Below are 23,302 nucleotides of genomic sequence, written 5' to 3' on the forward strand. Positions count from 1 at the left end.
AAGCAACCTGATGATTGCTTGCAATTAATTCAATCTTAGAAACCGCCCCAAGCGACTGCGATAGTACCAGCAACAAAGGCATAAACTAGTGCGATAGGCATGGTCTTACGAATGATTTCTGATTCGCGACCTGCCATGCCAACAACAGTAGCAGCAGCAACAACATTCATGACACACATCATGTTACCTGCGTTAGCGCCAATACCTTGGAGTGCTAAAACTAGCGCATGGTTCATTCCAATGTTGTCTGCAACAGAATATTGTAGTCCAGAGAACATCATATTAGAGAAAGTGGCAGAGCCAGATAAGAACGAACCGAAGATACCCACAACCGGTGCTGTCCATGCCCATACCGCGCCCATAGTGTTAGCCAGTAAGTCAGCTAGTGCTACAGGCATTGATGCTAAGTTTGCGCTGTTTTCACCTGAGTTAAGGAAAATTTTCACCATAGGTACTGAAGCACCTAAAGAAATAATCGTAGGCAGCATTGAAGAACAAGATGTGGTGAATGATTGCTTAATAGATTTGCTATTCATTTTGAATAATACAAAACCAATTAAACATACCACGATAAAGAAAATACCAGGGGCATAGAAGGTCGCAAAACCTGCTTTTAATTCAGTACCGAGTAAGCCAGTCCAGCTGATATTGAAGCTGATTAAGAAGGCTTTGAATGGTTCAACAACACGTGACAAGACCAATAACGCAGCCATGATGAGGTAAGGAGACCATGCTGCCATTTGGCTGAATTTAGCAGGGGTAGCAGACTGCTCTGTTACCGCGGCATTATCAAAGTCAGATTCAGCAAAATCATGCCAAGGTTTTGATGGCAGTAACCAACCTTTTTTAGCTACAGGAATAACCACAGCCATGCCGACTAATGCACCAATCACTGATGGGAATTCAGGACCTGCAAAATAGTTAATTAACCAAGCGGGTACAGTGAATGCTAGGCCGGCAAAAATAGCGAACTTCCAAACTTGAAGACCTTCAAGGAAAGACTTGTTTCTACCAAAGAACCCGGTTAGTACGCACACCATGACCAAAGGCAATAAACTACCAGTGATTAAGTCAATGGTGATCATGTGCATTGCAATATACTGAGCGTAGTCAGCAAAATTACCGCCATGTTGGGCGATTTGAACAGCAGCCATGTTCACGCCGCCTTCAGTTAATCCTTGCTCGATACCAAATAGCACAGGCAAACCAATAGCACCAAATGACACAGAGGTTGAGTCAGCGATCAATGCCACAACGGCAGATGCAATCGGCGGAACACCCAGTAACACTAATAGTGGCGCACCAATCGCTGCAGGGGTACCAAAACCAGCTGAGCCTTCAATGAATGAGCCAAACAACCAACAGATAATAATGACCTGAACACGAGCATCAGCACTAATATTGGTAAAACCAGCGCGGATAGTATCCATTGCACCAGAATATTTAAGGGTGTTAAGTAAAAATACAGCACCAAAAATGATGGTGAGAGGAGTGAGTGCGGATAACAGTCCCTCTACCACTGAGGCGGCGATTAAAGTGGTATCCATTTGCCAAATAAATAAAGCAGCTAAGCCGGTAGCTACCATAGATATTGGCATCGCTTTCGATGCGGGCATACGTAATAAAACTAAAAACACCATGACACTGATGATTGGTGTCAGACTTGCGAGTAGTTGTAATATGGTCATGCGTACCTCTATTGGAGTGCATATTATAATATTTTAGATTTTTACTAGTTTAAGTGACTTTGTTAACGAAAGCGTAAACCCATTATTCGCTTTTGCTAAAGTGGCTACAATAGACTGCATTTAGGGATGTTGCTTTTTGATCGAGATCATCTAGATGAACATTGTTAAATACTCTAGCTCAAAGTGTGAGCTGTAATTGTAGCGGGTATTACTTATAGTGATGAAGATCTCATTTTTAGCGTGGTTACAATGCAATTATTCTGTAATTTTGTGTTAAAGAAGTTAAATTGTCTGTTGTGATTGTTTGCTGCTCAAGTATTTTATGGCTTTTGATAAGCCCCCCAAGGCTCTTTTTACTGCCTAACTGACGTCATCAATATCTAAGAACTCAATTTTTGAGTTAGCCCCAAAGAGGTATAATTCAAGGTGATTATTTAACGTTAGCTATTTTATCTCTTCAGAATCCGCCTTGTGGTCAAATCCGCTGACACCTTTATTTTATCGCGACTACCCGCTTTACATTTCTTTAACTTGTCTTGACGTAGTTTGGCTAGCTTTTCATATATGATGATTTAAAAACAATGTGTTGATTAAAAAATCATTATAAAAGTGCGCAAGGTCACATTTTGATAGCGACCTAAACAGCCTCGAGATATCCAAATTAACAATAACAACTTCAGCAATAGGGAATACTGATGGATTACAATAAATCGCGACCAAACTTATTCACACTTCTCGTAACAATAACACTGGCGCTGCAAGCTTGCGGCGGTTCAGATGATAGTACTGGCTTACCCACAGACGAGATAGTCAATCCACCAACCAGCACACCGCCGCAGACCACTCCCACTGAACCCAGTTTAGGCGACTTTGTAGCATTTGGCCCAAGTGAGGTTGTTCGTATTGCCGAAGGTGAGTCTGGTTTTTTAGCAGATTTGGACAGTGGCGATCGTTTTGGCCGCGATCATGACAATGCCGGTGATATTAATGGTGATGGTATTGATGATTTGGTCGTCGGTGCTCGCTCGGATGATGACGGCGCAACGGATGCCGGTGCTGTGTATATTTTATTTATGAATCAAGACGGTACCGTCAAGGCAAATCAAAAAATCTCCATGGTGCAAGGCCGGTTTTCAGATAGCCTAGATGAGGGCGATTTTTTTGGTTATGGCGTTGCTGGCATTGGTGATTACAACGGCGATACTATTCCCGATATTGCCGTATCGGCGCCCGCAGCCAGTATACCGGCTGTGTACATTCTGCACCTTAATCGCGATGGCACAGTCAAATCCATGGTTAAAAATGGCGGTATTGTGGCTCAAGGTCTGAGCGCTATTGGGGATATAAATGAAGACGGTAAAATCGATTTAGTGGCCGCCCAACCCAGTAGTGTTGATGGTGGCAGCATTCAACTGTTATTTTTTGATGAAAATGCAGAGGTTATTGATGATGATATCGTCACCATAGGCAGCAATAAGGGTGGCTTTGGTGATGGGTTAACTGCCAATGATAGTTTTGGCGGTCGAGAGTCAGCGTTGCTTGGGGATCTTGATAATAATGGTACTCAAGAGCTCGCAGTCGGTGCATTTGAGTCAGACAGTGGTATGGGTGCTATTTGGGTTTTGTCTCTTGATAGCGACACTTATGAAGTTGTAGATAAACTGAAAATTGCTCCAGGTCTAGCAGGCTTTGATGAAACCATTCCCTTAGATTCAAACCCTAATGGCACTGCTGGTGGACACTTTGGCCATGCCTTAGTGGCAGCTGGTGATTTAAATGGTGATGGCGTGGCCGATTTAATCACTGGCGCGAATCAATATGGCGCAGGGGTGGGCTATGTATTGTATTTAAACCCCGATAAAAGCGTTAAATCTTATAGCCGCATTAATGAAACCGAGGGCGGCTTTGATTTATCTTTAGCTTCAGAGGAACGTTTTAGCCGCTCAATGTCATTGGTTGATACTAATAGAGAGCAGGGCACTATTACTGTCAACATGGGCGGCGGCGCAGGTGTGACAGGGGCAATATATGCCTTAAGGTTTCAAGCATGTGATTTTAGCATTGAAGCTGAAAATACTTTTTGGAGTGAAGGTAATACACTGTTTTCTAACTGGGATCATGGTAGTCAAACCGTAACCGATGCATTAAATTTTGAGCAATGTAGCGTTAAAGCCTTTGAATATAATGGCACCAATATAACGGCCAAAGTAGAGGATGGTCGCTGTATTATCAAAGATGCTAGTGCAGTATTGAGTATCAGCGATGAAGGCAGTCAAGCCTATCGCCGCCAATGCCTATGAAGCGTTTTAACTGTTTATTGAAAGCGTTTGGAAAACTAAGGTATAAATAAGGCTTAAGTAGCTAAAGTCTAATTAATAATGACTTAATTAAAGCAATGATTTATTACGGGCATGATTAACACTGTTTGTGTTCATCTTGCCCTTATTGATTAGGGCTAAATCGACCGGACGAGTCATCATAGTATATGAGTGACTACGGTCATCAATCCTGAGCATGTTACTGCACAAAAACAAAACGCAGTACTAATACTCAGTACTAAAATTAAGTACTAAAATTAAGTACTATAGCTCAGTGACATGTTCGCCAAAATACCACACCTTTCGAAAAGGGCCTTTATTATCTTTGGCTAAGGCTTTGACATTGTTAACTAATACATCATCGGTAAGTAAGGTTCTGCCGACATTATAAATCAGTAAATCAATGGGCTCTGATACCGAGTAGCGTTTATTGATCTTCTTTTTATAGGTTTCAGAGGTGTAATCTTTAATGTCTGTGTCGCTAGGGTAATTAGTTGTACTGCTTGATGTGGCAGTGCTTTTGTCTGTGCTTTTTTCTGCGCTTAAGTCATTGCAATTAATGCTTTTAGGGTGCGAGATGGCTTTGGCCACATCTTCAGAGCAAGCCTCAGTTAATTCAAAGTAAATAACCTTGCCATCGGTCATGCATTTTAAATCAGGCTTTCCTTCTTCAGGGGACTGTTTTTCAACCGATTGAAAATTTAGCCCTGCAGCTGCTGCAAAGCGAACAAAAATGCTTTTTTCGATCTTACCTTTTTCATATTCAGAGCCCATAGGGTGTACTCAGCTTAAATTCAAATAACCTAATAAGTATAGCTGGCGAATTTAAGCTGCAAAGTTAACCTTACTTAGCGTCATGACCCTTATTAGTGCGATGATTTACAGAGCAAGTTAACTATCTTCTTTATAAGATGGTTTTGCTTGAGCAATAAAAGCCGCGGCCGCAGCGGTTAAGGGTAAATTTTTACGCCAAATAAAGGCTAACTCCCAAGCGACCTGTTCAGCTAAGGGAATAAAAATTAATTTTTTTGAGGTAACTCGCTTACAAATCGGTGCCGGTAAGATGGCAAAAGCCATTTTGGCCTTGGCCATTGCCGCCATAAATTCCCACTGCCCAGTTTGAGACACCACATTGAGCTTGAAACCGGCATCTTGGCAACTTTGACTGATCACTTTACCGATAGAGAATTGGTCGTTGTATTGCACAAAAGGCAGTCCGGTGAGATCTTGCCAATGAATACAGCTGTGATTTGCCAGTTCATGCTCAACATGCACGCATACATTGAGTGGGTAACTTTGCAGCTGTAAGATATTAAATTCGTCAGTGTTACTGCATGGCAAAGCGGTTACGCCAATATCTAAACTGTCATTGAGTAGGGCTTTTTCGACCGCAACGCCGCCAACCTCCAACACATTGACATCAATGCCGGGATAAGTGCGAGTAAAAGATGCCAGCATATTAATAAACATCCCGCCAGTCATAGGGCTTAAACCTAAGCGCAGACGACCAATTCTTAAACCGGTTAATGCATTCATATCTTCATACATTCGATTCCACTGACCAACGATTTGCTGAGCGCTTTTAGCCAGCAATAAACCCGCTTCAGTGACTTCCACTTTTTGGTTGTTACGGATCAACAATGTCTGATCAAGGGTTTGTTCCATTTTTTTAATGGTTTTACTCAAGGTCGGCTGCGTCATATAAAGTTGCTCAGCGGCGAGGGTAAAGTGACCAACCTCAATCACAGTTAAAAAACATTGTAAGTTTTTAATTGATATGTTCATGCCAATATGGAATCCAGTAGGTAATTTTTTGTCATTTTACTTATTTATAACCTAAGAATATAGTCTATTCCATAGAAACCAGTTAACCGTTTAAATTGAAGGAATATGACATGACAGCATTCAAAAATTTATTTGCTAGTGCACTTTTTCTTGCTGCACTTCCTGAAGTAGCTGAAGCTGAAGCTAAAGAAATGCCAGCTGACGCTAAAGAAGCGTAATCAATTTGAGTTGTTAGCCTCCCCTCTAATGGCTTACAAATTGATTGAAGATATTGATTCATTACATTTACTGCCCGCATCAGTTGTGTAAAATCAATAGCTTGCCAGATAGTGAAATATGAATGGCATTTATATTAAATATCATCACGTTTCACAAACAAAAAGTCCGTTGGCTAACCACCAACGGACTTTTTGTTTTTGGATTATTTATGATGATGTGTACTACCACCCCTTGTTAACGTTCATGTTCGGCTGTGACTTTCTTGACGGCAACAATGGTTTGAAATCCACCGTTTTCACTTGATTCTTGTAATTCAAAGCCAATGTTCAAAAGCGCGGCTTCAACCCATGTGACGGATAGTCTCAACTTACGATAACAGCTTTTATTAAGCGTCCATGTGCCATTAGTTTTTAGGTGTACCAGGTCATGGATCTTAACAGTTTCAGCTTCATACTCTAAAAAGCAGGTGAATATGATGTTTTCATCACTTCTTAATGGAATAAACCTGTCAGTGTCTTTGAGTTCATTGGATAAATCTCGAAAACTTAACATCAAGCTGCCGTTATCTTCAAGTGAATTAAATGCATGTTGCAGTAAGGCTAAAACATCAGATTTTGATTTTAGATGAGTCATAGTGTCTGTCATGCAGACAATTAATTCACAGGGTTCACTCAGATGATGTGGGAAATTTAAAATATCATCCTTGATTGTTTTAATGTCAACGGTTTTGGCGTTAGATGTTAGCTCATTTAATAATTTTCGGCTGAGGTCGATGGCGGTGACATTAAAGCCTAATTCGGCTAACGGGATTGATTGAAACCCCGAACCTGCACCGAGATCGACTGCAATGCCTGAACCTGTTGGTTTAATATTACGATGGCTAAAGAAGGCGATATTCTGTTGTTTTGCTTGAGCAAAACCGCCCATCAGCCATGTGTATACGTCAGATAATAACGTTTCATAATGGTCTTCGACACTGAGCATGATACTTCCTTATATGTGATGCTACTGGTGAGTTAAACTGTAAGTTTTATTAAAAGCTGTCAACGAATTAATTATAAATTGGACTTTATGGTTTTTATCCAATAAAAATATGTCTAATCCTTTTAGCTTGTGTTTGGCAGGGATACTTACGAGATAAGGCTGAAAATATCATTAAAAAAGAGGCTTTGCAGCCTCTTTTTAATTCGAGTAATTAATCCATCAGCAAGTTAATTACTTTACTAAGATCTTGTGCTTACCCTGAGCAGTGAGCATTATTAGCTTAGTAATAAGCGCTTAACATTCAACAATGTTGACTGCTAAACCACCTTTGGCGGTTTCTTTGTATTTACTGCGCATATCTTTGCCGGTATCCATCATGGTTTTAATCACTTTGTCGAGGCTGACTTTATGATTGCCATCACCGCGAAGTGCCATACGTGAAGCGTTGATGGCTTTTACTGCGCCCATGGCATTACGTTCAATACAAGGCACTTGTACTAAGCCGCCAACAGGGTCGCAAGTTAAACCTAAGTTATGTTCCATACCAATTTCAGCTGCATTCTCCACATGTTCGACAGTGCCGCCCATTATTTCAGTGAGTGCACCTGCTGCCATTGAGCAAGCCACGCCCACTTCACCCTGACAGCCTACTTCAGCTCCCGAGATAGAGGCGTTCTTCTTATACAAAATACCAATAGCGGCCGCGGTTAATAAGAAGCGGCAACAGACTTCCTCATCAACTTCTTGGACGAAGGTGTGGTAGTAGCATAATACTGCCGGAATAATACCAGCAGCGCCATTGGTTGGTGCAGTGACGACCCGATCGCCAGCGGCGTTTTGCTCATTGACAGATAATGCGAATAAATCAACCCAGTCCATGGCGGTTAATGGGTCATTGTTATTACGGCCTTCTGCTTGCAAACGGCGATATAAAGCTGGCGCGCGTCGGCGCAGCTTTAAACCTCCGGGTAACATGCCTTCTTTTTGGTAACCACGTTCAATACAGGTTTTCATGGTTTGCCAGATATTCCACAAGCCTTGTTTAACGTCCTCTTCGCTGGCAATACTTAGCTCATTTGACATCATGAGTGAAGAAATACTTAAACCATTTTCACAACACAAATCCAGTAACTGCGCGGCAGAATTAAAATCATAAGGGGCGGATTTTATCGGGGTCGCAGGCGAGGCATCACGCTGGGTAATTTCATCTTCATCTAGAATAAATCCGCCGCCGACTGAGTAATATGTGCGCTCATAAATGCATTCACCTTTGCTAAACGCATATAGGGTCATGGCGTTGGCATGGGCAGGCAGGCTTTTACGGCGATGATAGGTAATACCGTTGTCTCGAGTGAACTTGACTAGGCGGCCATCGGCAATTTTAAGGGTTTGTTCGGCTGAAACTTTTTCCAGTATGGCATCAATCGCATCGGTATCTACGGTATCAGGATCTTCACCCATTAAGCCCAAAATGACCGCTTTACCAGTTCCATGGCCTTTACCTGTTTGGCCTAAAGAGCCAAACAGTTGCGATTGTAGTTCGTCAGTTTGTGCCAGCAAGCCTTGATCGCTTAAGTGCTGCATAAATAATTTACCCGCTTTCATCGGGCCAACAGTATGGGAGCTTGAAGGCCCAATACCGATTTTGAACATATCAAATACACTAATCATTGTTATTAACCTTTAATCAGTTTTTATTATTTTAGTCGTTTAAATTTTTTGGCGTTTTATTCTAGCGCTCGCAGTGAGTAAAAATTGTGCGGCAATGTTAGTTATCTCCCTGTAACGGGTCATTTTATTGGGAATTTCCTTAGGGAAATTAAAATTTAGCGGCATAATGGCGTTAATTTGGCAGACTAAGTTTGCAATTAACTGCGATTATACCAAGCAATATAGCCTAAGTAGCTGGTATTTTTATCTAGAGCAATGGCGCCATTTAACTGCAGTATCCCATACTTTTTACGAGATACTTCATTAGATTTTCTTATGCATAGTGGTTCAGATTAGGTGAGTTTATTGCAGCGTCAGTTATCAAGGTGTTGTTTTTAAATTTATCAACAATGACAGTGGTAATTAACATTTAACAGGATATTTTAGGAGTAAGCGTGAGTTATCTAATGATGGATTTGGCTGGCGTTACGGTCAGCGAAGAAGAAGCCGAGCTATTAAGCCACGATAAAGTGGGCGGCATTATATTATTTACACGCAATTTTTCTAATAAAGCACAATTACAGGCTTTGATTAAATCTGTTCGACATATTCGCCGTGATTTATTGATTGCGGTTGATCATGAAGGTGGCAGGGTACAACGCTTTCGTGAAGAGTTTACTCTGCTACCAGCCATGGGGGATATTTTGCCTGCCGCCAAGGGCGATATGGCGCTTGCGAAACGTTGGAGCCAAGAGTTAGGCTTTTTAATGGCGATTGAGCTTTTAGCTTGTGATATCGACTTAAGCTTTGCGCCAGTATTAGATGTTAATGGTATCAGTGATGTTATTGGCACTCGCAGCTTTAGCGCCGAACCTGAGCAAGTGACCAGTTTAGCTCACAGCTTTATTCAAGGCATGACTCAAGCGGGTATGGCGACAGTGGGTAAACACTTTCCCGGTCACGGCAGTGTAAAAGCAGATACCCATGTGGCGATGGCTGTAGATACGCGCACTAAAGAGACTATTTTTAATCATGATATGGAGCCTTTTAAGCAGTTAATAGGCCAGCAGCAGCTAAATGGCGTTATGCCTGCCCATGTGGTTTATTCGCAAGTAGATCCAAATCCGGCAGGTTTTTCAAACTATTGGCTGCAACAGGTGCTGCGTAAAGAGCTTAAATTTGACGGGGTGATTTTCTCAGATGATTTAGGCATGAAAGGCGCAAGTTTTGCTGGCGATTATATTGGCAGAGCCCAAGCAGCATTATCAGCAGGTTGTAATATGATTTTGGTTTGTAATGATCCTGAAGGGGTTAAAACCTTATTAACCGAGTTTACTTGGCCTGAGCAATTGTCTGAATTTAAATCTGCACTCGCATTAAGAGCGAATGCTAAGCAGGTGATTAATGCCCTTGAACAGTCTGAGCGCTGGCAACATGCGCAGCAATTGGCAAAGCAAATATTAGCGGCAAAAAAATAATAGAAATTGAGCCTTAGATGATTTTTGAGCGGTTAAGTTTGGCTTGCTGTTAAACGACAGAGTTTGTTTGCAGTTGCACGATAAATTATGGCTGGTTAATTAACGGCCAGTCACACGTGAGACAATAGTAAAACCGCAGCGCCTATGTTACATATTGATACAGTGAGTTTGGCATGCGACCCAAGCTCACTGTCATATTATTTTAAAAACTTTATTTCTAGGGCTTTTTTAAGTTTTACTAGAGACTTGTGATAACAGCTAATCCTATGATTAGCTGTTTTTTTTCTAGAGGTTTATAGTGGTTTGAGTTAAAAGCTTTTCAGCGTCCGCTCTTCAGTTGCGACTGCGTTTTCAACCATGGATTCAGGGCCGCTTTCTGCCTCAGTATCAACAATAGCATCAACCATGGATTCAGGGCCGCTTTCTGCCTCAGTATCAACAATAGCATCAACAATAGCATCAAGATTGGTATCAGTAACCGCGGTATTTACCTCAGTGTCATCAAGCAATAACGCCACAGGACGAGTTTCCGTCGGTTGTTCCATTTTACGGATTTGCATCACAATGCCGAGCCTTGGATGATCAAAATAATGGATTTCACCACTTCTCACGCGGCGGTTTTGCACCATAGGAATCGATTGTAAAAATGGACTCATTACCTTGTCTATATCAGCTTGCTCAGTGTATTGAAAGTATTCACTGGACGCTGTTTGCTTTTGGATTGGCTGGCGCAGTGCTAAGTTGGTTTCAATAAACAAATAATGACTTAGGTAAATATTAATATTACCGTCTAATTCCCACACTGGAGTGGTTTGAGGCTCTGGCGCTAAACTGGCAAAACTTGAATTAAAATCAAAGCCTGAAAATTCATCCTCTACTTGCTCAGAAATAGCATTGCCAGAATATTCAAAGTCTTCAGAGTAATCTTTACCTGCAAAAATACGTATCGGTTTGGCACGATTACGAGATTGCATATCTTGTTGCCAAGTCAGGTGAAGTAAACTGCGCACGTTTGACTCGCGGCGCACCGCTTGGATGATTTCACCAAATTCACTTTGAGACTCAGCCAGTAATACAGGACCATCACCTAAATAGGCTTGCTGCTCACTCGCAGCAGCAATAGAAAATGGCACTTGGCTTGGAAAGGCGGTTTTGTTGGCGCTCACTAACGGATCTTGGCAGTCGATTTCGCTGCTACTCCAGTCAGTTGAGGTGCAGCCGTTTAAACCTAGTGCAACCCCGGTAATATCGTTACTGATCATTGGGGTGATCAAATCGATATTCTTTCGGTTTGGCGCCGCTGCATTATCGTCTTGCCACTTTTCGACACTGTTGGTTTGTCTTTCAAACACATATACTTCAACCTCAAACCATGTTTTAGCTTGGGCTTGCATTGGTGTCGATAGTGCCGATATAGCGGCAATAGAAAAAGCAATGTTACGCAGCACTATTTAGTTTCTCCAGTACGATGTTTATCAAGTTGCTCGAGCAAGGTCTTAATTAAGTCTAGTCGTTGCTTGCTGGTTTCAGCAGGCAAGGTGAACTTTAACTTATTTGGGCCTTCCATTCGATAAATTTGTGGCTGACTTTGTAATAAGCCAATGATAAACATTGGGTCAATTTCATGGTCGTCACTAAATTCAATGCTGCCACCTTTGGCATGCATTTCAATCTTTGTTGCACCTAAAGCTGTTGCCTGATGCTTATATAAGGTTAATTCCATTAAGTTTTTAGTCGGTTCTGGCAACATGCCAAAACGGTCAATAAACTCAACTTTTAACTCATCAAGCATGCGTTCAGTTTCGCAGTTAGCAATGCGTTTATAAAGCGATAAGCGCATATTAACATCAGAAACATAATCATCAGGCAGTAGCGCTGTAATGCGTAATTCAACTTCACACTGGGATTTAAGCATATAATCTAGTGAAGGCTCTTTACCTTCTTTTAATGCTTTTACTGCTGATTCAAGCATTTCCATGTACAAGCTAAAACCAATTTTAGAAATATGACCGCTTTGTTCATCGCCCAGTAATTCACCGGCGCCGCGAATTTCTAAATCTTGAGTGGCGAGCATAAAGCCTGCACCTAAGTCTTCTAAGGCATCAATGGCGGTTAATCGCTTACGGGCATCTGCGCTCATTAATTTAGGGTGCGGCGTCATCAAATAAGCATATGCTTGGTGATGTGAACGGCCTACACGACCACGTAATTGATGCAATTGTGCTAAACCAAACTTATCCGCTCTGTCGATAATAATGGTGTTAGCACTGGGAACATCAATTCCGGTTTCAATAATGGTGGTACACACCAGCACATTAAAACGTTGGTGATAAAATTCTGACATGACTTTTTCAAGTTCACGTTCGCGCATTTGGCCGTGGGCGGTAACCACTCGAGCTTCAGGCAGTAATTGGCGAATGTTTTCAGCGCATTTTTCAATGGTTTCGACATTATTGTGTAAGAAATAAACTTGCCCACCACGCAAAATTTCACGCAAAATAGCTTCTCTTACCGTGGCTATATCGTACTCACGTACAAAGGTTTTTACTGCTAAGCGCTTAGCCGGTGGGGTGGCAATAATGGATAAATCACGCATACCCGACATGGCCATATTTAGGGTACGTGGAATCGGCGTGGCAGTAAGGGTTAAGATATCGACATTAGCCCGCAGGGCTTTTATCTTTTCTTTTTGGCGCACCCCAAAGCGGTGTTCTTCATCAATAACCAATAAGCCTAAGTTTTCAAAGTTTGCTTCAGCCTGCAGTAACTTATGGGTACCAATGACAATGTCGACTTTGCCATCTGATAATGACTGCAGCACTTGAGTTTGCTCTTTAGCTGAGCGAAACCGCGACATCACTTCAATTACCATTGGCCAATCGGCAAAACGATCTTTAAAGTTTTCATAGTGTTGCTGGGCAAGTAGGGTAGTTGGCACTAACACCACCACCTGTTTACCGGCATTGACCGCCACAAATGCTGCGCGCATCGCAACTTCGGTTTTACCAAAACCAACGTCACCACACACAAGGCGGTCCATGGCCATTGGGGTTTGCATATCGCTTAGTACGGCTTCAATTGCAGTTTCTTGATCGACGGTTTCTTCAAAGGGGAAACCTTGTGAAAATTGGGCATATTCTTCTGCATCAATTTTTAGCGCATCACCCGGGCGAGCTTGGCGTCTAGCGTAAACATCCAGTAATTCAGCCGCCACATCGCGGATTTTTTCAATGGCTTTTTTCTTGGCTTTTGACCAGGTTTCATTACCCAGTTTATTTAATGTCGGCTTTTCATCGGCGCCAATGCTGTAACGGCTAATAAGGTGCAGCGATGACACTGGGACATACAGCTTATCGCCTGCGGTATATTCAAGTTGCAGGTACTCGGCCACTAAGCCGCCCGTATCTAAGGTGACAAGCCCCTGATAAAGCGCAACACCATGCTCTAAATGCACAATAGGCTCGCCGACTTTAAGCTCTGCTAAGTTTTTTACCAGTACATCTGAGCTAACTTGTTTTTGCTTTTCACGGCGACGACGCTGAGAAATTCGTTGGCCAAATAACTCTGTTTCACAAATTACGCTGATATCACCTTTAGGGGTATCAAGTAACATGCAACCTTGTGATAACGGCGAGACGATTAAACCTATGTTGTCTTTAGCGGTTATAAAGGCATTTAAATGGCTAAATAACTTAGGTTTGATGTCAATTTTGCCAAGCAATTCAATTAAGGCTTCACGTCGCCCTTCAGATTCAGCGCTGAATAATAATTGTCCTTTAGTCTGACCTTGGGCCTTGGTGTACGCTTGCAGGTTAATTAACGGCTGTTTGAGCTTATGGTTGGCATTAACATCAGGCAGCCTGGCTACATTTGCCTGCTTGGCTTTTACAATAAGCTCAAGCTCGCCCTCGGCATTTTTGTTAGGCGTGCTAATTTGCGAGCGGGTGTATTTTTTAAAGGCTGCAAATAACTCATCGGTGAGTATGTATAGCTCTTGGGGCGCCAGTAACGGTCTTAACGGGTCAACGCGGCGATCTTCATAGCGAGTTTTAATTTCAGTTAAATGATGCTCACTGGCTTGTTCAATATCCCCAAGGGTGATCAGTTGAGTATCCTGAGGAATATAGTCAAATAAAGTGGCGCACTCTTCAAAAAATAGCGGTAAATAGTTTTCAATACCCGCGGGCATTAAATTACGGCTCACTTGCTGATAAACCGATTCCGCTTCTTTTGAAATCACTTCAAAGCGGCGACGGTAACGTTGTCTAAAGCCTTCAATACCCGCTGTATCGGTAGGGAACTCTTTTGCGGGCAACATGCGTATTGAATCAATTTCTTCTTTTGAGCGCTGAGAGTCCACATCAAAATAGCGGATGGTTTCTACTTCATCGTCAAATAATTCAATGCGCAAAGGCTGGGAAGATCCCGTAGGGAAAATATCTAAAATCGAGCCACGGATCGCAAACTCACCATGCTCATAAACTTGATCAACCAAGTAGTAGCCGGTGTCGGTTAGGTGCTGCCTAACCTGCTGTAAGCCGTAAATGTCACCTTTTTTAAGTAGCATGACATTGGAGGTTAAAAACGATTTTGGCGGTAACTTCACCATCAAGGTGTTCACCGGTACGATTATCACATTGTGATGTGACTGGCTCATTTTTGCCAAGGTTTCTAAGCGCTGTGAAATCAAGTCTTGATGGGGCGAGAAGCTGTCGTAAGGCAGGGTTTCTCTATCTGGGAATAAACACACATTGATGTCAGATTCTGCCAGAAGGTAACCCAGTTCAACCTCAAGCTGTAATGCGCTTGGGGTGTCATTGGTAACAACCAGACTAGTACCCGAATGCTGGGAAATTAGGCTAGAAAGCGTAATAGCTTGTGAGACCCCCCCCAGTGTTGTTAAGGTTTGAAACTGTTGGCCTTTTTTTACACTTGGCGGTGTTAGAACGCTAAAATTCTTCATTGAATATCTAACTAACTTCTTTTATAAAAGTGATAAATTTAGCCCGCAGATTGTGATCATCAAAACCAATCAGGCTTGGCTAAATTTGTATTGGCGATAGTTGATTAGCACCAGATTATGATAGCTATTATAAGCAAGCTTAAAACAATATGCAGGCAATATGTGTTATTTGGCTGCTTGTTGGCGAATTTGTTTGCGCTGCTGAAGCATTTTTTGCTGCACTGTTAAGCTGGCTTTAACCAGTTGCTCTACATCGGCATCTAAAATCTGACTAAAATCTAAGCTGACGGCATATTGTGGCTGATTTCTTTTATTATTTTGCTCTGCGTCATCATCAAAGTTAATGAGCTTGCATTGGCTCACCTGACAAAGACACAAAATGGCCACTAACTCGCTACTGATATAAATCGAGGTTTTAAAATACTCACCAATGGTCAGTGGCTTAGGGGTAATTAAACTGATGCCGCTACCACCAAAATGGCTGCCTTGGAATTTTTCACCGCTTTGGACTTCTTTTTCTAGCACATGATGCAGCACTAAATCTACTTTACGTGATTGCAGTTTAAGAAAGTCGACCACAGCTTTAGCATCGTTATCAATACTTCTTAATTGCAGTAAACAGCTTGCTTCTAACTCTTTGACTTCTGACAGTAATTTAAGCCCAACCGATTGCATCGAGCGTAAGTCTTGTTCAGACGGAATGCCTTGAGAACCTGACCAGTTTTCAAGATAAACAGCAAAGTCATGGGGCACGGTAAAATATGCATTGGATTCAGTTAACAAGGTTTGTCTCTTTATTTATCAGACTAATACCCCTATTATCATGCCCATCTTAATGATTTAGCAAGTTTTAGCCTTTGTGTTAAATTAAACTGCTGTTTTTTATTCCAATAAACACCAAGGATGCACTTTTCTTTATGAACTTTCGGTTTTCATTATTCATGGGCTACCGCTATTGGCGGACGCGTAAAGCCAATGCTTTTGCATCTTTCATTACTTTTTTTGCGGTATCGGGCATTTTTTTAGGGGTAGCCGCGCTGATCATTGTCAGCTCAGTGATGAACGGTCTAGAAGGTCAGCTTAAACAGCGAATTTTAGGCGCAGTGCCACAACTAACCCTCATTAATGATGCAGGCTTTAGTGATTGGCAAACCCAAGCTAAGTCGTTAACAACATTGCCGCAAGTACAAGGGCTCGCACCCACGGTGACCACTCAAGCTATGGTGCAATCAAGTAAAAATATCAGCGCTGTACAAGTGTATGGTGTGTTTCCTGAGTATGAGCAAAACCTTTCAGCCATCGTTGCCAATACCTATTCCAGCGCCTTTGAGCAGCTCACTCCAGGTAGTTACAACGTGGTGCTGGGCAGCGACCTTGCCAGAAAATTATCCATCAATGTTGGTGACAAAATCCGCATTTTAAGTGGCGATGGGGTGGTGTACTCACCATTAGGCCCTGTGCCAAGCCAGCGTAAATTTACCGTGGCAGGTTTATTTGAAATGGGCTCGCAAGTGGATGGAGTATTAGCCTATGTGCATTATCAAGATGCAAGACGGTTAATGCGTGTAAGCCCCAGTGAAATTAATGAATTACGGGTTTACTTAACCGATCCCTTCATCGCCCCTGAAATGGGCGTTACATTGACAGATAAATTAGCTCAGCAAGGCATAGCTATTGAAACCCGCGATTGGCGCGATGATTTTGGCCATTTATTTGCTGCGGTAAAAATGGAAAAAAACATGATGTCATTGATGCTCAGTTTAATCGTTGCCGTGGCGGCGTTTAATATTGTGTCGGCATTAGTGATGATGGTAATAGATAAAACCACCGATGTAGCAGTGCTAAAAACCCAAGGCTTAACGACGCAATCGGTGATGAACATCTTTATTGTTCAGGGCTCACTGAATGCCATTATTGGTTTGGCATTAGGCACCTTAGCTGGGGTCACAATTACTTTAAATTTAAATAGTATGCTTAATGTCTTGGGTATATCAGTACTTGGAGTAGGGCAAAATTTACCGGTGATCATAGCAAGTCAACAAATTATGGTCATTGTTGTTGGCACTCTTATCATGACATTACTTGCCACCATTTATCCCGCATTAACGGCTGCGCGAGTGCAACCTGCAACAGCCTTGAGATATGAATAATGAATAAACAACCAGTAGTATTAGAAGTTAACAAGGTCACTAAGCAATTTCATGACGGTGAAACCACCACCAAGGTGCTTTCGAGCGTTGATTTAACGGTTTATCAAGGTGAGCAATTGGCCATTGTCGGCACCTCTGGCTCAGGTAAAAGTACCTTACTGCATATTATGGGCACCTTAGATATCCCAACATCTGGCACCGTGAAGCTAGATGGTGAAGACCTTTATCAGCTAAGCGCAGCTAGACAAGCTGAAGTCAGAAATAAAGACTTAGGCTTTATTTATCAATTCCATCACCTATTACCTGAGTTTTCTGCGCTTGAAAATGTCGCCATGCCAGCGTTTATTCAAGGTCGAGATAAAAAGCAATCGTTAGCTGAAGCTACAGCCTTATTAGAGAGAGTTGGACTAGGGCATCGTTTAGAGCATATTCCTGCGCAGCTTTCAGGCGGCGAGCGCCAACGTGTCGCCATTGCACGGGCGCTGATTAATAAACCCAAGTTAGTATTGGCCGATGAGCCAACCGGTAACTTAGATGCCAGCAGCGGCGATAGTGTGTACGAACTGATTCGTGAGCTTGCTCAGCAACTGGGCACAGCCTTTGTAGTGGTAACCCATGATTATAAATTAGCAGCGAAAATGGATCGTCAATTAACCATGAAAGACGGCGTTTTACAGCAAGTAGCGGAAGAGAAATAATGAAGTCATTACTGCCACTGGTTATCGGTTGGCGTTTTTATCGCGCAAGACAATCTAACGGCTTTATTGGCTTTATTTCATTTGCCTCCACCGCAGGTATTGCGCTGGGTGTGGCAGTGTTAATTTTAGTGTTATCAGCCATGAATGGCTTTGAACGTGAATTAGAGCAGAGGTTATTAGGCGTTGTTGCACATGGTGAACTGCTGAGCGTTAACGAGCCATTACATGACTGGCAAGGCATTGCAGAAACGGCTAAAAGCATGCCAGAAATTGTTGCTACCGCGCCGTTTATTAAAATGCAGGGCTTGGTACAAAAGCCGGGCGGCTTTCAAGGGCTAGAGCTTAATGGTATTGAGCCAGAACTTGAAAAAGAGGTTTCAACCATTGATGAATTTATGCCAGCACAGGCGTGGGCCTCTTTAAGTACTCACTCCAACAACATTGTCGTTGGTCGCAGCTTATTAGACAAACTTGGTTTAAAGGTCGGTGACACCTTATCAATGTTCACCCCAGATATGGGGCAAACCAATAAGTTAACTGCGGCGAAAAGTCATCGCTTTGTGGTTGCTGGTGTGTATGACTTGGGTGGAGAAATAGAATCAACTCAAGCCTATGTGTCTTTGCCGTATCTTGCTGAAGTACTGAAACTGCCTGTGGGCTCAGTGACAGGCCTGCGCATTACGGTTAACAAAGTCTTCAGTGCGCCGCGCATTACTCGCGATTTGGGTTATGCACAAAATCAGTATTTGCATTTAAATAACTGGACTCGTTCACAAGGGCATTTATATCAAGATATTCAGCTGGTTAGAATGGTGATGTATTTGGTACTTGCACTGGTGATTGCCGTGGCTTGTTTTAATATTGTTTCTACTTTGGTGATGGCAGTGCGAGATAAAAGCGCCGAAATCGCTATTTTGATGACAATGGGATTAAAGCGTGCCCAAGTGATGGCGATATTTATTATGCAAGGTGCACTCAATGGTGCTTTAGGTTGCACTATTGGCGCTGCTATAGGCGTGACATTGGCACTTAATCTGAGTGCGTTTGCCAATGCTGTTGAGCAATTTTTTGGGATTAAATTACTAGAATCTGATATTTACTTTATCGACTTCTTGCCGTCACAGCTACAGCAACAAGATGTGTTAGTGGTTGTTGGTATGGGCTTTGTGATGAGTTTACTGGCGACTATTTATCCGGCCTATAAAGCAACCAAAATAGCGCCAGCAACGGCATTAGCAGGGCGATGAATTGACTAGGTGTTAGGTGTTGAATCACTGCATTCAAAAGCAGAAATAAAAAATGCGCTCTAGCGCGTTTTTTATTGGTTAAAATTTATTTTCAATTGCGTAACTAGGCGCTTACAACAAGCACTGACAATTGGCTATGAGAATAGGCTATGACAATCGCTATTGATAACATCAATTAAAACAGCGTTCCAAACTCAGTCTAAACACATCAGTTAAACAAGCTTTTAAAGTAATGCCAAATCCCTAACGAGGTATCAGGAAACAAGTCGATACCTAAGGCAGACTTTAATAAATACAGAGCTAACAAACCAAATAACATGCTGAAAAGTATAAAACCGGTGACAGTGGTAATCATCATCACTAGCGATATTCGTTTTTCGCGGCGAGTATAGGCGCGTTTGTTTTTACCTAATAATAAGACGTAATAAAAACGCCATTTAATAAAAGGAAACTTAAAGGTGCCACGGCTATCAAGAAAGTGACCACCCCAAGTCGATGGACCCAAGGCTTGCTTAATCGCATTGAGCTGCGCATCAGTAAAACTATCAGCAATATCTGACGGCGAACGCTTAAGCATTTTTGCAATGAGAGGATCTTGCCTAATAGACTTAGGCGAAGCCGCTGTCACTTTAGGTTGAACTTCATTGTTAATGTCAGTTTTAGCGGTTTTTTTAGCTACATCCGTATTGCTTTGTGGCATATATTTTCCATAATTATCAAACAAAATAGCAGTCATTCTATTTTGGTATCAGCCAGTTATTAGCGTAAGGTCGGCTTTATTATGACTAAGCTAAACCTGATTTTAATCTAGCATAGAATAAACCCTAGAATACGCCCCAAAAATTTATTTTTACCACGAGGAGTTTGAATGGATGAGGTAAAGCAGGTTATTAACTTTTGGTTTACTGAAATTGAGCCTGCCCAATGGTTTAAAAAAGATGTTAGCTTTGATGAATTAATTCGCACACGCTTTGGTAAGTTACATACTCAAGCCATAGCGGGGGAATTATGGTTATGGCGTCAGCATCTGCAAGGGCGCTTAGCTGAAATTATCATATTGGATCAGTTCTCCCGCAATATTTACCGTGATGATGCTCGAGCATTTAGCGCTGATCCCATGGCATTAGCCTTATCCCAAGAGGCCATTTTACAGGGGCTTGATCAACAATTAACCGCAATCGAGCGAACTTTTTTGTATATGCCCTATATGCACAGTGAGTCGTTAAAAGTGCATCAACAAGGGTTAGCGCTATTTAAAAGTAATGGGCTTGAATCTAATTATCAATTTGAATTAAAACACTTAAAAATTATTGAACGTTTTGGCCGTTACCCCCATCGAAATGAGTTGCTTGGTCGAACATCAACCATAGAAGAATTAGCTTTTTTAGCACAGCCTGGTTCGTCTTTTTAGTTTTATGGTGTATCGACGAGTGCGAAGGTTTGTTTAAAAGACTTTAGTCACGCAGCACAAACCATAAAATTTTTTTAATAATTTTTTAGAGGATTTTCTTTTCATTATTTGTACTACCTAATCTAAATTTTAAGTTTTTGGGAATCATATCTTTGCCCCTAATTTGTTGAACAAGTGTGCTGGTTGAAGATACTGGGCGGATTATTCGTGATGATAAACGTGGCGCCATCAGCGCGAGTAGTCAGGATATTCTCAATCGATTGAATATACCAGCTGAAAACTGGTTAAAAATCACCACTGAGTTTGGCGCTTTATTCAAAGGTGCGGTGGGGGCGTTGCCTGCATTAACAGATTATTGTGAGCATTTAGACCTAAAACGACGACAAGGTGCAGCTAACTGTCAGCGCTGGTTGTGCGCTTAATACACCATTTCTTAATTTCAAATAAAAGCATTTTCCACTTGATAGATATCAAGCTTTTTTGCTGTGTTGAATTTAGTTTATGAGTTAATTTTGGTGATTAATGATGAAATATTCAGTCCTTTGGCTGGAATAATCCCATCAGTTAATGAATGTAGGTGTTAGCAACTTAAAACGAAAGGCGTGATGTTATAACTTCTAAATGATGGGTGGCTATGTATTTTTTAAGGGGAGAGTCATTTAAATTTTTGACATGAAAAAGCCGTTTAAATTTCTTCATACGACTTATCAAGTATTTGGTGGACTTTCCCAGCCTCGAACTGCATGAATTGTTGATGATTATGTTATCAATGGGCGTAAGGGGAGAGTCATTTAAATTTTGACATGTAAAGCGGCTTAAACTTCTTCATACGACTTATCAAGTATTTGTTGGATTTCCCCAGGCTCGAACTGCATGAATTGTTGATGATTATGTTATCAATGGGCGTAAGGGGAGAGTCATTTAAATTTTTGACATGAAAAAGCCGCTTAAATCTCTTCATACGACTTATCAAATATTTGGTGGACTATCCCAGCCTCGAACTGCATGAATTGTTGATGATTATGTTATCAATGGGCGTAAGGGGGGAGTAATTTAAATTTTGACATGTAAAGCTGCTTAAACTTCTTCATACGACTTATCAAGTATTTGTTGGATTTTACCAGCCTCGAACTGCATGAATTGTTGACGATTATGTTATCAATGGGCGTAAGGGGAGAGTCATTTAAATTTTTGACATGAAAAAGCCGCTTAAATTTCTTTAAGCGGCTTATCAAAATTGGTGGCCCCTCCCAGACTCGAACAGGGGACCTGACGATTATGAGTTTTAGCAAAATCGAATATACCCAGCTATCTTCTAGCCTAATCTCCCAGTAGATCACCTACAAAATTTCATAAACTGATACCACTACACTTGTCTAATTTCTTCCTGTTAACATAAATAAAGCGCAAGTAAACTCTTAATACTAGCGCTTTGATTTACGTTGTTTATCGTTATGGGATGTTATGCTTCTTGAGACGTTCTTCCCGTCTCACTTTCGCTCCAATTTGGCGTAGTACCAATTTTTTTTGCCTAATGCTGGTTATTATCAAAATAATTAAAGAGCCAAAGGTAACTCCATAGGCTAACCACACATAGAAGGCGTAGCCGCCCATATTTAAAAATTCAGAAACAGAGTCAAATTCCATTATTTTTCTCCTTGATTCATTGCAAGGTCTTTAACCCAGAGGCGCATGCTATTTCTCGCCAATATTTCATTTTTGAATCTAACTAAGGTTAGTGCACCAATCAACACCCCAAACCCTGTGATGTTAATCAGAAGTGGATAAAGCATATCTGATGACATTGCAGATTCTTCAGTGATTTTTATCGTTGCCGGCTGATGCAAAGAGTTCCACCATTCGACCGAGAATTTAATTATTGGGACATTAATTACTCCGACAATTGCGAGAATACCTGCTGCCCTTGCTGCTAATACTTTATCTTCATAAGAGGCGTAAAGAGCTATTACACCTAAATACAAGAAAAGTTGTACGAGTTCAGAGGTAAGCCTTGCATCCCAGACCCACCAAGTTCCCCACATTGGTTTCCCCCATGCAGAACCTGTAATTAGTGCAATAAAAGTCATAACAGCACCAATTGGAGCAATCGAAGCGGCCGCCCAATCAGCAGTTTTAATTTGCCACACAACACCTATAAATGCGCATGAGGCCATCGCCATATACGCAGCCATAGACATAGAGGCTGCTGGAACATGGATGTAAATGATCCTATAGCTTTCCCCTTGCTGGTAATCAACTGGAGTAAAAAGTAGCCCTTGAATTGTACCAAGTCCGATTAGGATAATTGCTGTAATAGCCAACCAAGGTAGCAGTTTATCAGATAGTTTGTACGCACGTTCAGGATCCGCATATGAGTGAAGCCATTTCCACATAGTTATTTTACTCTCTAATCATGCACTAATTAATGGGAGGGTTTAAAAACCTGACAATTTTACCAATAAACTACTAAAACATTAGCTTAAAAATCAGGAGCGTAAACACAATGATAACAATGTTGATTCTTTCAGCAACAGTTTTCAGGTGAAATTTTGTGCCTTTCGTTAAATAACAAGGCCACCCATTCTAGTTGGCTAAATGTTAAACACTCTACTAGGCTTTAGTTATTACTTAATTTTCGGTAATTAATGATGGCCAGACCTAGAAAAACACTCGTGAGTTTAGAAGATACGCCTTACTACCACTGTTGTTCG

17 protein-coding genes and 1 pseudogene are annotated in these 23,302 nt (G+C 41.6%); 7 read left to right on the top strand and 11 right to left on the bottom strand.

From position 1 onward, the window contains the following. Positions 1-35: 35 nt before the first annotated feature. Complete coding sequence (locus Q4591_RS16990) at positions 36-1,688, bottom strand: L-lactate permease (RefSeq protein ID WP_303462053.1); 1,653 nt, start codon at positions 1,686-1,688, stop codon at positions 36-38. A 695-nt stretch (positions 1,689-2,383) separates the two neighbouring features. On the opposite strand from Q4591_RS16990, the gene Q4591_RS16995 reads away from it, so the two are divergent. Beyond that, complete coding sequence (locus Q4591_RS16995) at positions 2,384-3,988, top strand: FG-GAP-like repeat-containing protein (protein WP_102519635.1); 1,605 nt, start codon at positions 2,384-2,386, stop codon at positions 3,986-3,988. A gap of 282 nt (positions 3,989-4,270) precedes the next feature. On the opposite strand, the gene Q4591_RS17000 is transcribed toward Q4591_RS16995, so the two are convergent. The 4 genes from Q4591_RS17000 to Q4591_RS17015 all read right to left on the bottom strand — a co-directional run bounded on the left by Q4591_RS17000 (position 4,271) and on the right by Q4591_RS17015 (position 8,665). Then, positions 4,271-4,780: a hypothetical protein gene (locus Q4591_RS17000; RefSeq protein WP_102436849.1), complete on the bottom strand. Its 510-nt coding sequence runs from the start codon at positions 4,778-4,780 to the stop codon at positions 4,271-4,273. A 117-nt stretch (positions 4,781-4,897) separates the two neighbouring features. Then, positions 4,898-5,791, bottom strand: a complete 894-nt coding sequence (locus Q4591_RS17005) for a LysR family transcriptional regulator (protein WP_102436851.1) — start codon at positions 5,789-5,791, stop codon at positions 4,898-4,900. A gap of 453 nt (positions 5,792-6,244) precedes the next feature. Next, on the bottom strand, positions 6,245-6,994 hold the full coding sequence (locus tag Q4591_RS17010; RefSeq protein ID WP_303462055.1) for a class I SAM-dependent methyltransferase: 750 nt from the start codon (positions 6,992-6,994) through the stop codon (positions 6,245-6,247). A gap of 294 nt (positions 6,995-7,288) precedes the next feature. After that, positions 7,289-8,665: an L-serine ammonia-lyase gene (locus tag Q4591_RS17015; RefSeq protein ID WP_303462057.1), complete on the bottom strand. Its 1,377-nt coding sequence runs from the start codon at positions 8,663-8,665 to the stop codon at positions 7,289-7,291. A 434-nt stretch (positions 8,666-9,099) separates the two neighbouring features. Between Q4591_RS17015 and nagZ the strand changes: the two genes are divergently transcribed. Continuing rightward, positions 9,100-10,122, top strand: a complete 1,023-nt coding sequence (gene nagZ, locus Q4591_RS17020; RefSeq protein WP_303462059.1) for a beta-N-acetylhexosaminidase — start codon at positions 9,100-9,102, stop codon at positions 10,120-10,122. 308 nt (positions 10,123-10,430) lie between these two features. Here nagZ and Q4591_RS17025 read toward each other — a convergent pair whose 3' ends face one another. From Q4591_RS17025 to Q4591_RS17035, 3 genes are all read right to left on the bottom strand, one after another. Beyond that, on the bottom strand, positions 10,431-11,570 hold the full coding sequence (locus Q4591_RS17025) for a peptidoglycan binding protein CsiV (RefSeq protein WP_303462061.1): 1,140 nt from the start codon (positions 11,568-11,570) through the stop codon (positions 10,431-10,433). Then, positions 11,570-15,085, bottom strand: coding sequence for a transcription-repair coupling factor (mfd, locus tag Q4591_RS17030; protein ID WP_303462063.1), 3,516 nt, complete (start codon positions 15,083-15,085; stop codon positions 11,570-11,572). Before mfd ends, Q4591_RS17025 begins: the two co-directional genes overlap by 1 nt. A gap of 165 nt (positions 15,086-15,250) precedes the next feature. After that, positions 15,251-15,868 carry a hypothetical protein gene (locus Q4591_RS17035; RefSeq protein ID WP_102436862.1) on the bottom strand — a complete coding sequence of 206 codons (618 nt, stop codon included), beginning with the start codon at positions 15,866-15,868 and terminating at the stop codon, positions 15,251-15,253. A gap of 134 nt (positions 15,869-16,002) precedes the next feature. Here Q4591_RS17035 and Q4591_RS17040 point away from each other — a divergent pair, with 134 nt between their 5' ends. From Q4591_RS17040 to lolE, 3 genes are read left to right on the top strand one after another with little or no spacing between them, the layout of a single operon-like run. Further along, positions 16,003-17,235 (top strand): lipoprotein-releasing ABC transporter permease subunit, encoded by a 1,233-nt coding sequence (locus tag Q4591_RS17040; protein WP_102519639.1) that lies wholly within the window; start codon positions 16,003-16,005, stop codon positions 17,233-17,235. After that, positions 17,235-17,933: a lipoprotein-releasing ABC transporter ATP-binding protein LolD gene (lolD, locus tag Q4591_RS17045; RefSeq protein ID WP_102436866.1), complete on the top strand. Its 699-nt coding sequence runs from the start codon at positions 17,235-17,237 to the stop codon at positions 17,931-17,933. The genes Q4591_RS17040 and lolD overlap by 1 nt, the downstream gene beginning before the upstream one ends. Further along, a complete protein-coding gene (gene lolE, locus Q4591_RS17050) occupies positions 17,933-19,180 on the top strand; it encodes a lipoprotein-releasing ABC transporter permease subunit LolE (RefSeq protein WP_303462065.1) in 1,248 nt (415 codons plus the stop codon). Before lolD ends, lolE begins: the two co-directional genes overlap by 1 nt. A 208-nt stretch (positions 19,181-19,388) precedes the next feature. Here the strand turns inward: lolE and Q4591_RS17055 are convergent, their stop codons facing one another. Then, positions 19,389-19,880: a hypothetical protein gene (locus tag Q4591_RS17055; protein ID WP_241900997.1), complete on the bottom strand. Its 492-nt coding sequence runs from the start codon at positions 19,878-19,880 to the stop codon at positions 19,389-19,391. Between the two features lie 168 nt (positions 19,881-20,048). Between Q4591_RS17055 and Q4591_RS17060 the strand changes: the two genes are divergently transcribed. Together Q4591_RS17060 and Q4591_RS17065 are read left to right on the top strand one after the other, a co-directional pair. Continuing rightward, positions 20,049-20,591, top strand: coding sequence for a DUF924 family protein (locus tag Q4591_RS17060; RefSeq protein ID WP_303462067.1), 543 nt, complete (start codon positions 20,049-20,051; stop codon positions 20,589-20,591). Positions 20,592-20,770: 179 nt separating this feature from the next. Next, positions 20,771-21,013 (top strand): annotated as a pseudogene (locus Q4591_RS17065) (transposase); the annotation flags it as partial. Positions 21,014-22,043: 1,030 nt separating this feature from the next. Here Q4591_RS17065 and ccmD read toward each other — a convergent pair. Then, positions 22,044-22,238, bottom strand: coding sequence for a heme exporter protein CcmD (ccmD, locus tag Q4591_RS17070; protein WP_303414992.1), 195 nt, complete (start codon positions 22,236-22,238; stop codon positions 22,044-22,046). Next, the gene (locus Q4591_RS17075; protein WP_303462069.1) at positions 22,238-22,984 is read right to left on the bottom strand and encodes a heme ABC transporter permease; all 747 of its coding nucleotides are present in this window, start codon (positions 22,982-22,984) and stop codon (positions 22,238-22,240) included. Before Q4591_RS17075 ends, ccmD begins: the two co-directional genes overlap by 1 nt. Positions 22,985-23,302 lie beyond the last annotated feature (318 nt).

The organism is Shewanella sp. 3_MG-2023 (genome assembly GCF_030548765.1).
In the GTDB taxonomy this organism is placed as follows: domain Bacteria; phylum Pseudomonadota; class Gammaproteobacteria; order Enterobacterales; family Shewanellaceae; genus Shewanella.